At 40.7% G+C, this 13107-nt stretch carries 18 protein-coding genes; 6 read left to right on the top strand and 12 right to left on the bottom strand.

The features are described from left to right. Positions 1–66: 66 nt before the first annotated feature. The 3 genes from MHH65_RS09730 to cgeC all read right to left on the bottom strand — a co-directional run bounded on the left by MHH65_RS09730 (position 67) and on the right by cgeC (position 3223). Positions 67–1443: a sigma 54-interacting transcriptional regulator gene (locus MHH65_RS09730; RefSeq protein WP_268413992.1), complete on the bottom strand. Its 1377-nt coding sequence runs from the start codon at positions 1441–1443 to the stop codon at positions 67–69. Positions 1444–1589: 146 nt separating this feature from the next. Further along, positions 1590–2885, bottom strand: a complete 1296-nt coding sequence (locus MHH65_RS09735) for a glycosyltransferase family A protein (protein ID WP_335351024.1) — start codon at positions 2883–2885, stop codon at positions 1590–1592. Between the two features lie 17 nt (positions 2886–2902). Next, positions 2903–3223, bottom strand: coding sequence for a spore maturation protein CgeC (cgeC, locus tag MHH65_RS09740; protein WP_024422713.1), 321 nt, complete (start codon positions 3221–3223; stop codon positions 2903–2905). 206 nt (positions 3224–3429) lie between these two features. Here cgeC and MHH65_RS09745 point away from each other — a divergent pair, with 206 nt between their 5' ends. Continuing rightward, on the top strand, positions 3430–3831 hold the full coding sequence (locus MHH65_RS09745) for a hypothetical protein (RefSeq protein ID WP_024422714.1): 402 nt from the start codon (positions 3430–3432) through the stop codon (positions 3829–3831). Positions 3832–3846: 15 nt separating this feature from the next. Further along, positions 3847–4809, top strand: coding sequence for a DUF3880 domain-containing protein (locus tag MHH65_RS09750; protein WP_098677485.1), 963 nt, complete (start codon positions 3847–3849; stop codon positions 4807–4809). Between the two features lie 29 nt (positions 4810–4838). On the opposite strand, the gene MHH65_RS09755 is transcribed toward MHH65_RS09750, so the two are convergent. Then, a complete protein-coding gene (locus tag MHH65_RS09755) occupies positions 4839–5561 on the bottom strand; it encodes an acylneuraminate cytidylyltransferase (RefSeq protein WP_268436551.1) in 723 nt (240 codons plus the stop codon). 250 nt (positions 5562–5811) lie between these two features. Here MHH65_RS09755 and MHH65_RS09760 point away from each other — a divergent pair, with 250 nt between their 5' ends. Continuing rightward, positions 5812–6840: an SDR family NAD(P)-dependent oxidoreductase gene (locus tag MHH65_RS09760; protein WP_034623517.1), complete on the top strand. Its 1029-nt coding sequence runs from the start codon at positions 5812–5814 to the stop codon at positions 6838–6840. A gap of 51 nt (positions 6841–6891) precedes the next feature. On the opposite strand, the gene msrB is transcribed toward MHH65_RS09760, so the two are convergent. Both msrB and msrA read right to left on the bottom strand, forming a co-directional pair. Continuing rightward, positions 6892–7323 carry a peptide-methionine (R)-S-oxide reductase MsrB gene (msrB, locus tag MHH65_RS09765; protein WP_041117738.1) on the bottom strand — a complete coding sequence of 144 codons (432 nt, stop codon included), beginning with the start codon at positions 7321–7323 and terminating at the stop codon, positions 6892–6894. Then, positions 7323–7856, bottom strand: coding sequence for a peptide-methionine (S)-S-oxide reductase MsrA (gene msrA / locus MHH65_RS09770; protein ID WP_024422720.1), 534 nt, complete (start codon positions 7854–7856; stop codon positions 7323–7325). The genes msrB and msrA overlap by 1 nt, the downstream gene beginning before the upstream one ends. A gap of 137 nt (positions 7857–7993) precedes the next feature. On the opposite strand from msrA, the gene MHH65_RS09775 reads away from it, so the two are divergent. From MHH65_RS09775 to MHH65_RS09785, 3 genes are all read left to right on the top strand, one after another. Beyond that, positions 7994–8425: a MarR family transcriptional regulator gene (locus MHH65_RS09775; RefSeq protein ID WP_007500780.1), complete on the top strand. Its 432-nt coding sequence runs from the start codon at positions 7994–7996 to the stop codon at positions 8423–8425. Between the two features lie 54 nt (positions 8426–8479). Next, positions 8480–8740, top strand: coding sequence for a hypothetical protein (locus tag MHH65_RS09780; RefSeq protein ID WP_024422721.1), 261 nt, complete (start codon positions 8480–8482; stop codon positions 8738–8740). Between the two features lie 69 nt (positions 8741–8809). Continuing rightward, complete coding sequence (locus tag MHH65_RS09785; protein WP_241218593.1) at positions 8810–9526, top strand: DUF4397 domain-containing protein; 717 nt, start codon at positions 8810–8812, stop codon at positions 9524–9526. Between the two features lie 32 nt (positions 9527–9558). On the opposite strand, the gene ypmT is transcribed toward MHH65_RS09785, so the two are convergent. From ypmT to MHH65_RS09815, 6 genes are all read right to left on the bottom strand, one after another. Then, positions 9559–9756 (bottom strand): protein YpmT, encoded by a 198-nt coding sequence (gene ypmT, locus MHH65_RS09790; RefSeq protein WP_024422723.1) that lies wholly within the window; start codon positions 9754–9756, stop codon positions 9559–9561. A 24-nt stretch (positions 9757–9780) separates the two neighbouring features. Further along, positions 9781–10347 (bottom strand): YpmS family protein, encoded by a 567-nt coding sequence (locus MHH65_RS09795; RefSeq protein ID WP_024422724.1) that lies wholly within the window; start codon positions 10345–10347, stop codon positions 9781–9783. A 10-nt stretch (positions 10348–10357) separates the two neighbouring features. Beyond that, the gene (locus MHH65_RS09800) at positions 10358–11119 is read right to left on the bottom strand and encodes an SGNH/GDSL hydrolase family protein (protein ID WP_024428150.1); all 762 of its coding nucleotides are present in this window, start codon (positions 11117–11119) and stop codon (positions 10358–10360) included. Between the two features lie 69 nt (positions 11120–11188). Next, positions 11189–11743, bottom strand: a complete 555-nt coding sequence (locus tag MHH65_RS09805) for an SCO family protein (RefSeq protein WP_029708084.1) — start codon at positions 11741–11743, stop codon at positions 11189–11191. Between the two features lie 59 nt (positions 11744–11802). Then, a complete protein-coding gene (locus MHH65_RS09810; RefSeq protein ID WP_024428148.1) occupies positions 11803–12645 on the bottom strand; it encodes a DegV family protein in 843 nt (280 codons plus the stop codon). Positions 12646–12831: 186 nt separating this feature from the next. Continuing rightward, positions 12832–13083 (bottom strand): YpmP family protein, encoded by a 252-nt coding sequence (locus MHH65_RS09815; RefSeq protein WP_024428147.1) that lies wholly within the window; start codon positions 13081–13083, stop codon positions 12832–12834. Positions 13084–13107 lie beyond the last annotated feature (24 nt).

Raw genomic sequence — 13107 nt, forward strand, 5'->3', positions numbered from 1 at the left:
ATGGGAAAATGCCCCTATTCTTTACAAAAGGAGCTTTTACCCGTCATATTCAATTGGATGTTGTGCCTATATTTCGGCATCTGCATATTTCTTTAATTTATATTGCAGCGTTTGTCGAGGGATTTTTAAAGCAGCGGCGGTTTTTTTAATATTCCCATTATGCTGATGTAAAGCTTCTTGAATCAACGTTTGTTCAAATGAAGACACTTGATTTTTTAAGGAGGATTCAGATGTTTCTTTTTCCAGCTTTTGCTCACGTAAATGAGCCGGAAGGTATAAAGGGATGATCTCTTCCGCTTCCTTTGGCATCATCAACACAGCATGTTCTATTGTATGTTTTAATTCTCTGACATTACCAGGCCAGTGGTGCGCCATAAACAATCGTTCCGTTTCTTCTGAAAGGCGTGTAACGTTTTTTGAAAACTGCTGATGATAGGTTTGAATGAAGTGGCGGGATAGCAGCGTGATATCTTGCTTTCTTTCACGAAGCGGCGGGATATGAAAAGATGATACATGCAGTCTATAAAATAAATCTTCTCTTAAAATTTGCTTTTTCACTGCTTCGAATGGGTCCATATTGAGCGCAGTAATGAGCCGAACATCCACTTGAATGGACTTTGCATCACCGATGCGGCGGACAACGCCATCCTCTAACACACGTAATAATTTCGTCTGCAGCGTGAGCGGCATCGCTTGCAGCTCATCAAGAAAAAGTGTGCCTCCATCAGCTAATTCAAAGAGCCCCTTACGATCAATTGCACCCGTATAGCTCCCTTTGACAGATCCGAACAATAGGCTCTCAAGTAACGACTCTGGGAGTGCTGCGCAGTTTTGCGGAATGAACACTTGATTTTTTCGATCAGATTCATGGACAATGGCTTGAACGAGCACTTCTTTTCCTGTCCCTGTTTCCCCGTAGACAACAACTGATGATGGATAAGCAGCTGCTTTTTTTGCCCTTTCAAGCATTTCTTTTAAAAGCGGATCATTTGTTAAAAATGAAGCAAAATCATGCATTTGTATGGCCTCAGCCGCATCTTGTGTCCGCTTTTTTTGACCTAAACGATTGGAAAGGGCTGACAGCTTTGAAACATCTTTTGCGACTTCGACCGCGCCTATTAACTCGTTATCTTCGATAATAGGCAATGTCGTGTTCACTGTTTCAATCCTTTCTCCATTTTTATTCAAATAGGTTTGCAGCGAATGATAAATGGGCTTTCCTGTTCGCAACACATGCATGAGCGTACTTGTTTTTTCAGTTAAAGAGGGATACACATCAAGGATGTACTTGCCAATCACCTCTTCTTTTTGTAAAAAGTCAAACTTAGCGGCATTATGATTGTAAAAAATCGTCATCCCTCGATCATCTACAACGTGAATGGCTTCATCAATAGCTTCTAAAATCAATTCAAACCAATCTGCTCTTTCGACAACCTTCCCCATTCTTTCCCCCTCACTTTCAGTGCCAAAAAACCGGCATCAATTGCCAAGTTTTCAGCGGCTTGATCGTTTCTTAAAGGTTCCTGTCCTTTTCATGTTTCGCTTTTTCCTTTCTACTTCCTGCAATCATTGCGAAAAAAGCACCCCTCTTATGAGGAGTGCTTTCGTCCGGATGTTTGATAAAGAGACATATCGAATTCTTGCAGCGATTCCCTATACAGCGGCACAATCGGCTTTCCTTCCTGAAAAAACGTAAATTGGGATGGGTACAGCTTAATCGGCTGATGATAAAAAGCAAATCGCTTCACGATCTCAGGATCAATTCGGCAAAAGGTATGATGCACAAGTAAATAAACATCTTGTTTCCATTTAAACAGGCGCCTGTTTGGCGGACTGAAAACCGGAGAAGCTTGAATGATGCTTCCATCCTCAAATGCTTGGAGCTGATCATTTGAAATCGTATAGATCTCCTTTGGGTGAAACTGAAAATATTGCACGTCACGTTTTGAAGCAAACCGTCTTTTTTTCTGATCTTCAATATAAAAGAACGTTTTCCCATTATCTGCGGTGACAACTGTATAATTGGGTACTGCCAGCTTCTCTTTCATTTCATATTTCATCTCACATAACAGCGGAACACGGATCGCACGCCTGTTCTTTTCATTGATCCAGCGTTTTTCAATTCCATGAAGTTTCCCGTCTGCGATTTGATAATAATCTCCTTCTTTTTCAATGACCGTTCCGTCAATTAAATCATACGGCATACTCGAAAACAGATGATGAAAGGAATGAGGCGTTTTATACGTTGTATCCAGTACATCTTTTAATGGAAAAAACGCAGCGAAATGATTCAGCCTCATCCAAAATACAGAATCTGCATGATGCCAGTGCTTTGGCTCATCATCCCAATATTGTCCGTATTTTTCATGGATCAGTGGAAGCAAGCAGCTTCTGTGCATGACCGAACAATGGTCCACTTGAAAGGACGCATGCTCTAAGATTTGATCTGCTTCTCGAATAAAACTCATCGTTTCCACTAAATGCTGATCAACATGCACGACCCGCTGCGAGGAATACAAAATATCTATGTGAGGCTTCGACCGAAAAACATCCACCATTTTAAGCAAACGATCTTGATGGTACATGGTATCATCGGTTAAATAACAAATGAGCTCACCTGTTATACGGGTTAATGCTTCATTAATAAGCGTCGCATATCGTGCAGTTAACAGCCGTTTTGCCGGATGAACTGTGTGCGAATACAGCTGAATGCGTTCATCACTTAAATAGGGCTGGATCTTTTGAATGGTACCCTCTTCTGAGCCATCATCCATAATCAAAAGCTCCCAATGCGGATACGTTTGATCTACCATACTCTTTAGCACACGATCAATGAAATCTGGTTTATTGTAGCTTGTTAAAATCACCGATACTTTCATGATCATTATCCTTTTTGATTAGATTAAAAAGCCCCCCAGCTGACAATGTTCACATAAGGAACACTCACTCTTAGCTGATTTGTCGCGTTTTTAAAGACTGCAACCGTATCAAACAATTGCACGACAACCACGTTTTGAAGTACATCTCCATTGACTAAATGAACACGCGGCACTGGAATGCCAAGCTCAAGCCATGGACGAAGTAATTCTTTGATGTCTGACACATTCTCTTCCCCACTTTCTTCTAAAAGACGAAGAAGAAGTAAAATCAAGATAACTTCAAGCACTCCTTCCGACTCTAGTAATTCTTCGTTCCAACCATCTAATAATTGTTCAAATTCCATTCATAATCCCTCTCTCTTCACATTTAATCTTTACTAGAGTATGAGCGTCACTTCATTTAGCCTCAGCATTTGAAAACATTTTTAAAAATGTGTGAAGTGATTAAATGAAAAAAAGATCAGGAATCAGCGTTCTGCTTATGCCAAAAAAAATAAACGGCATATACATAGGGGTGAGTTTGAATTGATGAAGAAAGGATGGGGAAAAAATGAGCGAAAAGCGTGCTGAATTAAAAAAGGAACTATTGAAAGTGTTTTTCAAACCAATTACTCATGCATTAACAGCTAATCTCGAAGAAGGAGGAGTTCAAATGGAAGAAAAATTGAACGATTTATTAAGTGAAGTGGCAGCTGAGGCATCACCTTCAGATTCTGCTACAACACTCGATGTATCTCAGCCAGCAAGATGGATCTTTGCAAGACTTGCACCAGGAACAGTCATTAGCATTGTCACTGACTCAGGAGATTTAATTGGGCCAGTTCAATTTGTATCATTCGATGCTTCAACAGGTGTTGTATTTGTTACACAAGAAAGCTCTGTCACACCTACAGGCTCAGCAACGACTCTATTAGATGTAGATAAAGTTGAAAGTGTTACATTCACATCTTAATGTGAGAGGATCATCATGAAGCTTCTTTATATCAGTTCTGGCTACGGCGGAATCTATCACATGTTTGATCAATGGGTAGAAGAAAGCTTCATTGATTCCCCCTTTTCATGTGTAAAGATTGATAGAGAATCTCTACCCACTAACATGCACAAAATCCGGACATTTTCTCCGGATTTTGTTTTGATGATGATCGGTGATCATGTTCCGAAAGATGTGCTTCATCAATTCAAACAAGAAAAAATCCCGATTGTTCTTTGGATGACAGAAGATCCCTTTTATACAGATGTGTCAGCTGCTTGCGTACATGAAGCTCAGCTTATATTGACGATTGATGAAGGGGTTTTGCCATTTTATAAACAATTAGGCGCTGATCATACGCACTACTTTCCCATTCCGGCAAATACACGTGTCTTTCAGAAAAATGAATCGCCAGAAGAGATGTGCACGTATGACATTGCACTCATTGGCTACCCTTATCCCAACCGCATCAAAGCCATCGATACACTCTTGCAGCAAAACAAATGGCGTATTCTTGTTGCAGGTAAGGAATGGCACCGTCACTTAAATAAATCACGGAGACATTATCGTGATTTCACACTGATAACGAATTGGCTGAGTCCTCAGCAAATGACGGACATCTATCAGCAGACAGCAATTGTCCTGAATCCGCATAGGCCGGCTCAATTTGCGTTTAACAAAAACAAAGCCATGATTCAAAATATGAGCCTCAATAACAGAGCATTTGACATTGCTGCAACTGGAAGTTTTCAATTGACGGATCTACCTCCGCCGCCTGCTTTTTCAAGCTTTGCTTTTTACAAAGATGAGGATGATTTGATCAAACAGGTGGAATACTATGGATCAAATGCAGGTGAAAGAAAGGCGGCCGCACTGAACAACTATGAGCAAGCCGTTCGCTGGAATACATTTGATACGATGCCGCAAAGGCTTTATGACATTGTAAAAAGCGCCCTATAACTGGGCGCTTTTTCTCGTTGAATGCCAGCTTATGCATGATCTTCCGCATCTCGGCGAGCTAATAAGATTTTCTCTGCCTCTTTCCGGTCTGCCTCCTGTTTCACCACAAGCGACTGCGTGTGATCCATCATATATGCTCCGACAGATCCTTCTAAAAAGGAATGAATGCATTCTTTGGCATAATGAGCATGAAAAGCATATACCGCACCATTTAGCCGGCCATACGTATATGGCTGCTCATGCCTTGGCATGAAAAAGTAATGATTGTCCTTATATAAAGTAGCTTCATTGTTTTCATGCAGTGTCCAAGTTTCATTTGGGTTTTCTAACGCCTCTGTAAAAGATGCGGTGCAGTCATATCCCCCCTCCACTAAAAGCTGCAAGCACTTCTCGATATCTGCCGGCTGTCTTAGAGGAGACGATGGATGCAGATACAGCACAATATCAAAGGTTTTTCCCTCCCGCTCTAAATAAGCAAGCGCATGCTTCACAGCTAACAGTGACGGCGTTTGTTCTGTCACATGTGTGCTTGGCAGTTCAATCACATTTGCTCCGTAGTGAGATGAAATGATTTGCGTATTGACATCCTCTGAGGAGACGATGACTTCATCTAATTCAATCATTTGCAGTAACGGCTGAATGGTCCAATAGATAAGCGGCCTCTCAGCCAATATGCGTATGTGTTCATCATGCCGGCCGTCGTGACTTCTAAATGCAGGTATCATGGCTAAAATACGATTTCCCCTATACATGTCTTCTCTTCTCCCCTCGCGCACAGCTCCCTACAATTTTCTTCTCTGCCCGAGCTGACCGCAGTACTGAAGTATTCAGGTCTCTCGTTTTTCTAGTTGATCTCTTATCTCTCCATATTCTATTAAGACGACAAGCAGATGGTTATAATTTGTTCACCTAATTTATACATGAAGTGGTTCTTTTCCTCAAACGAATGCCGCTCTTTCACATATGATGCAAAGTAGAGAAATGAGAGTTGGGGGATTAGATATGTCCAAACAGATAGAAACGACTTTGAAGACCTTTTTTCGTGATAAAACGATATTGGTTACAGGCGGTACGGGGTCAATCGGCCGGCAAATCGTGAATAAATTAACAAGTTGCTCTCCAAAGAAGATAATCGTCTTCAGTAAAGATGACAGCAAACAATACATGATGAAAAATGAGTACGCAGATCATCAAGAGGTCGTATTCGCTTTAGGAGATGTCCGGGATGCAAGCCGCGTGAGACAGCTCGTCAAGGGTGTGGATATCATTTTCCATGCAGCGGCCTTAAAACAAGTACCCACTTGTGAAGATAATCCGTTCGAAGCCGTTCAAACGAATATCATCGGCGGGCAGCACGTCATTGAAGCCGCTCTCGAACATGAAGTGAGTCATGTCGTCAACATCTCCACTGACAAAGCGGTTTCTCCAACAAATGCCATGGGTGCAACAAAATTGATTTCAGAAAAACTATTTTTCCAAGCAAACGAAAGTATTCCGAATCAAAAAACGAGGTTTTGCTCTGTACGCTTTGGCAATGTGCTTGGATCTAGAGGTTCCGTTATTCCGATCATGCTCCAGCAGCTATTAAATGAAAAACCTTTGACCGTGACTGATCCTCATATGACACGTTTTTTTATGTCCATTGAAGAGGCTGTTTCCCTCACACTTCAAGCAGCAATCATGATGAAAGGCGGCGAAACCTTCATTCTCAAGATGGAGTCCTTACAGCTTGCCGATCTCCTAAAAGCGTTTCATGAATATGCCGCTCAAATCAATGCTAAATCTCCGGATATTCTTGTAGTCGGAAAAAGACCTGGCGAAAAGCTTCACGAGGAGCTCACATTTCCGCACGAAGCAGATGCACTGTTTGAACATGAACAATTTTATGCCATTTTACCGAGACCACATTTGCACCCTGCCTTTCAAAAAGTCGACTTAACGAATTACACCTCAAAAGAAGCACCGCTCATTACAAAAGAAAAGCTGTTCCACATCATCGAACAATTACATCATACACATCATAAAAAATAAAAAATCGTCACACGGAAGCAGCTGCTTTCCATGTGACGATTTTTAAATGGATCAATCAAATAGATGTTTCAAATCCCCGTAGCCTTCTTTTTCAAGATCATCCTTTGGGATAAACTTTAAAGCGGCTGAGTTAATACAATACCGAAGACCGTTTGGCCCTGGTCCATCAGGAAAAACATGACCTAGATGAGAATCAGCTGTTTTACTGCGAACCTCTGTCCGCACCATTCCATGACTCGTATCAACCTTCTCTGCTACTTCTTCCTCTTCAAGCGGTTTTGTAAAACTTGGCCATCCGCAGTGGGCATCAAACTTATCTAAAGAAGAAAAAAGCGGCTTTCCTGAAATGATATCCACATATATACCTTCTTCTTTATGATCCCAAAATTCATTTTGAAATGGCGGCTCTGTGCCATTATTTTGCGTGACTTCGTACTGCATGCGATTTAATTCTTTTATACGCTTTTCTTTTTCATTTTCCATTATTTATCACTCCAATGGGACTCAATAAAACCGGCTCTGCCCGAACCGACATGATATCGTTCGTAGTGCATTTTGTTTTTCTTATAATAATGCTGATGATATTCCTCTGCTGGATAAAAAGGACCTGCGTCTAAAATTTCTGTAACGATTGGCTTTTTGAAAATCCCGCTTTGGCTCAGCTGCTCTTTCGATGCTTCAGCTAGCTTTCGCTGCTCGTCATGATGAACATAAATACCTGTACGGTAAGATTCCCCTCTATCGCCAAATTGCCCGCCATCGTCTGTTGGGTCTATTTGCTGCCAATACAGCTCTAGCAGCTTCTCATACGGGAACACGTCAGGATCAAACGTAATTTGAACCGCTTCTCTATGTCCCGTTGTATTTGTACATACTTCCTCATAGGTCGGATTCACTGTATGTCCGCCAGTATACCCTGATTCAACTTTGATAATGCCCGGCTGTTCATCAAAAGGTTTAACCATACACCAGAAACAGCCTCCTGCAAATGTGGCTAATTCTTGTTTTTCAGACATATTAGTGCCCCCTTCATTTAAAAAATGGTATCATCATATTATAACATGATAAAAAATAATGAAAATGATACGACTTGTATACCAAAATAAAAGAAAGCATGACGTCGTATCTTTAAAATATAATGGGGGTTTAATGATTGGAACAAAGAAAACAAATGATGTACGAAATGGACACTTTACTGAGAACCGTATTTAAGCAGATCCGTTATGAAATTAACAGCCTGCTCGAAAACGAATTATCTCGGAATGAATTTCTTATTTTAAATCTGCTGCGTGAGCAAGGTGCAAAAAAAGTAACGGAATTCGCTTCCATTCTTGGAGTGTCAGCAAGTCATATTACCGCTGTGACTGACACACTCGTAGAAAAAGGCTGGATCACCCGTATCCGCTCAAAAGAGGACCGCCGCATCATCAAAATCCACTTAACCGATAAGGGTAAGGAAATTACTGAGCATTTTGAGAAAAAGAAAACGGAATACTTTATGGAGCGATTTGAATCATTTGATGACGAAGAACTAAAAACAATGATCAAATTATTTAAAAAGCTGGATAAAAGTCAAAAGGATTAAGCATAGATTTTAGCGTTCAGGACATGCTACGGATAAAAAGAGGTGGAATGAACCATGACAAGCCCTTACCTTTGTCCAAACTGTAAAACAAACAGAACGCGCTTTAATCTCATTGAGCAGCTTTCAGAACCTGTCAAGCTAGATCCAGCAACAGGAGCAGTTGTCGAAAGATACGAAGGAGAACAGCTGTCTCCTTTTCACTTGAGCTATCAAGGTCCTCAAATGAAAGTCCAGTGCGGCGTTTGTGGTTTAATTGAGGATGAAAAAACGTTCATTAAACTAGCTGAATATCATCAATATTCTTCTCCTTCTTAACATGCCGGCCTGACGGAATACGTCAGGCTTTTTTCTATGCTTCTTTTGCCTATACAGATCGTCTTTTTCATGCATACGCTACAAAAAACACCATTGCATGAGAAAGAAGGGATTGATGACATGCAGCAGCTCTTTTATCATGACTTTCCATATCGGCCATTCGCTGACACCTACGAGCATCTTCAAAGCAGCCCTTCATCAAAAGCCTTTATTCGATTATTTCACGCTGCACCAGATCTCAGTGAGCTCGCTGTTTATGTGAACCGGAAGCAGGTAATGAAACCAATGCCTTACAGCCATTTGACCGCTTATATGGAGTGGGATGAGGGAATGTATGAAATAGAAGTATTCAAACTGGCTACAAATGAGAGAATTCTTCATTCCCGCATTCGATTTAAGAGCGGCGAGGTCTACACATTATGTATCACAGGTGCCCGTGCTGGCTTTGCACTGCTGACTGAGCAGCAGGACACTTTGATCAAACAAGAAGACCTGTCAGCACTTGCATTTGTACAGCTGTCTCCGGACCTTCCTTCTATAGATATATATGAACGAGACCAAGGGATCCTATCGAAAGAACTTGATTATGTAAACAGTACCCACATTCATCATTTCTCCCCGAACAAATATCATTTTGAATTGAAAGCCGCCGGCACTCAAAGTGTACTGCTTGATATCCCAAAAGTTCATCTGCAAACAAAGCGTGCATACCTGATTCTGCTTCATGGTTTTGCTAACGGAGAACCTGAACTTATGGCAAAGGTGGTCTTGTCTCGGCAACTATAAAAAAGAGCCTTTCCTAAAATGGAAAAGGCTCCTTACGAGACATCTTCAGCTTTTTCTTGCTTTTGAAAATCAAAAGCAAGAATCATCGTGCCAAGAAATAATGCACAGTAGGCAATATTTAAGTAAAACTGATCGATATTTTCTGCTTTTAAAGCATTGGCAGCTGTTATGCCGAAGTACGCAGCAAATAAAAACGACAGTAAACTAAAATATTGATAGACTCGCTTCATGATAACACTCCTGACTCACACGTTCTATTGCTTTGGATGATAATATGAAAATTCAATTTCATCGTTCTGTAGATCAATTTTGTTTGCTTTCACATACATATCATTCGTCAGCGGCATTTCTGAAAGACGCACTTCAACCGTTTTTTGATCCGGTTTTACATGAACGAACTCTGGCAGCTCATAGAACTGACCCATGTAGCTTAAAACAAAACTAATCGGAATGCTCAATTGTCCAATTGAAAAGTCATCCACTTTCAAAAGCACATCACCATTATCTTCAACAGTTGGCGTAAATGAGACGTTTGCATCAATCGTTGAAGAGAAAGCTTTAATTGCGCCTGTTACTTTCACATCTTGATCGATTGCTACATGAAAGTCTGGCATATCATTTGATCCTTGATTTTTCAAATAATCATTCACAAAGCTGGTGAGTGATTCCTTTGAGCTGGATATATTAAAAGCATATTCGCTTTTCACTTCTTTGGTTGAAGCGGATTGACCGCCTGGCAGCAGCATCAAAATACCGCAGCCAATCACAATCAATAGATTGATTGCAAGTAAAATAAAAAATAAGCTTTTCCATTTTTTCATCTGTTTCACCCTATTCCTTCGGCAGTCCTTCTTTTTTCACTTCGGAGAATAAACGATTTGCCATAAGAGAGTACCCCTTTTGGTTTGGGTGGAAATCATCTTCTGCCAGTAATTTTTCATCAGAACCTTCTTCAAATAAATCTGCTACATTGATCATATCCGCATTGCCGTCTTTTTTGAGTTCCTTTTTGGCAGCGGCATTCCAGTCTTGAACGACTTCATCAATATCTCGCAGCTCAGACAAACTGAATTTAAAAGGATTGTACATGCTGACATACATGATTTTCGCATGGTCATTCTGTTCTCTCAGTTGAGCAAGAATGGTTTTAAAGCGCTCTTCAAAAGGACCCTGCTCTTTTTGAAAAGGAGCAAACGTCAAATTAAGCACATTTTGACGGACAACATGCATGAGATCATTCCCGCCGATCGTAAAGAAAATATAGTCAGCGTCTTTCAGTCCGTCCTGCACCTTTTTTTCTTTTAATCTTTTTAATAAATCTACTGTTCTACTGCCTTTAATGGCATAGTTTTTTAATGTGACAGACTGCACGCCGTCCACTGCTTCTATCTTGTCACGGGTTATGCCTGCATAGCCTTTTTTATCTTGATCTCCGATTCCTTCTGTTAAGGAATCTCCAACCGCTGCGATGGTAATATGTTCTTTTACTTTTGGTGTGTCTTCTAGTTTATCCTTTATGCCAGCCTCTTGCGCGGAACATGCAGAAAGAACAAAAGCTAGAGACATCACAATCAAAATCAAACGAGCCTTCAAACGATGATGTCCCTCCTTTTTCTGATTAAAAAAGTGTATCATGTTTTCGCCCATTTGAACATCCTTATGCTAGCTTCGGTTCAGCGTTTTGATGTCCTTGATGATATCATCATAAGGTGTGTTTTGCACGCCATCATAATTTTTCATCACTTTCCCATCTTGATTGACAAGAAAAAACAGGGACTGATGAATCACTTGGTCTTCATCTTCAGGTTTTTTTACAATGGTTTTAAAGCTTTTCATTGCGAATTTTTCAATTTCTGACTGTGAATACCCAGTGAGAAAATCCCAATTTTTAAAGGACAATGGATAGGCTTTTGCAAATTCCTTTAGCTTTTTCGGTGAATCGACCTCTGGGTCCACGCTAAAGGAAATGATATGCGCATCCAATTTTTCTTCTTTTAACCGTTTTTGCAGCTCTGTCATATGAGCAGTCATCGGCGGACAAATCGTTTCACAGCTTGTGAAAATAAAATCAGCTACCCATACTTTCCCCTTCAAATCATCCAATGACACCTTTTGGCCATCTTGATTTTCAAACTCAAACGGCTCTATTTGATAATTTAAAGCATCCTTGATTTGCCCATTTGAACATGAGACTAAAAGAAGCACGCTTATCATCATAAGCGCACCAAGTAAGGCTCCCCTTTTTCTATACATGATATGTCCATCCCCTTTTTCTATCAATCGGTATAAAAAGTAAAGCCTATTGCACCCTTTCCGGTATGACACGAAATAATCGGTGTTGTGTAGGCGATGTCAATCAGTGCTTCAGGTGTGTGATCAAGCAGCGCTTTTTTTAGCTTTTCAGCGAGTTCTAATGCATCTGCATGTGCGATCCCAATGGCTTGAACTGTTTTTCCCTTCACCGCCTGTACATACTGTTTTGTCAGATGGCGGACAAGCGCAGAGTAGCTTCTCACATTCGCTTCTGGCGTATATACCCCGTCTGTCAAGCTGGCAATTGGTTTGATGTGAAGAAGTGAGCCGATCAGCGCCTTTCCTCTTCCGATTCTGCCGCCTTTGACGAGATTCTCTAATGTATCGATCGTGACATATAGCTTTGTTTGAAGACGGATTTTATCTAATTCTGTGATAATATCTTCACGGCTTGCACCCTTTTTGGCTAGTTCTGCTGCTTTGATGACTTGAAATCCTAATCCATAGGAAATAAAATTCGAATCAATCACCGTGATATTTCCATCTACCATTTTCGAAGCGCTTTCAGCAGTTTGAACAGTACCGCTCATACCACCAGTTAAATGGATACTGATCACTTCGCTTCCATCTGCCGTCAGCTTTTCATATAATTCGACGAATTGACCGATCGCAGGTTGAGACGTTTTCGGCAGTTCCTCAGCGGCCTCCATTTTTTCAATAAATTCATCTGGCTGTATATTCACCCGGTCAATATAATCAACTCCGGAAATGGAGATATTGAGCGGAATCACGTGAATGGAAAGATCATTGATTTTTTCTTGCGGAAGGTCCACAGTTGAATCTGTTACAATTTTAATTTGTTTCACTATCGTCTCATCCTTGCTGTCTTAGTCTTTACTTATGATATTACCTTATTTCCTGCACACTTGAAAACAACTGACCTAACGTTTTTGAAATTGTCACATTTTCTTCTTGTCAAGAAAAAAATCCTTGCCAAACTGAGCAGCGGCCACTTCAAAATGGCTGCTTACCCCTTTGACAAAGATTCCTGCTTACGCATTGTGTTTCAGTGTAGGCTCCTGATAGATCTGTTCATATGTGCTCCACTTGACGTTACGTTTCACATCCTCTCTGAAAGAGTACACAGTTCTCTTTCCTTTAGATACATAGACTTTTTTCAAGAAAGCTTCAAGTCTAAAGGTGAGCATGAAACGATACGTCTCATCTCCCTTTAGAACAGGGACTTCTGTTACCTTGATCTGAGCTCCATCCATCCGTCTAAAACATATTGTTTTGAGCAGCACAAACGATCAATCCTCTTTTCCAAT

Source organism: Bacillus sp. FSL L8-0654, from assembly GCF_038629965.1.
Classification (GTDB): domain Bacteria; phylum Bacillota; class Bacilli; order Bacillales; family Bacillaceae; genus Bacillus; species Bacillus safensis.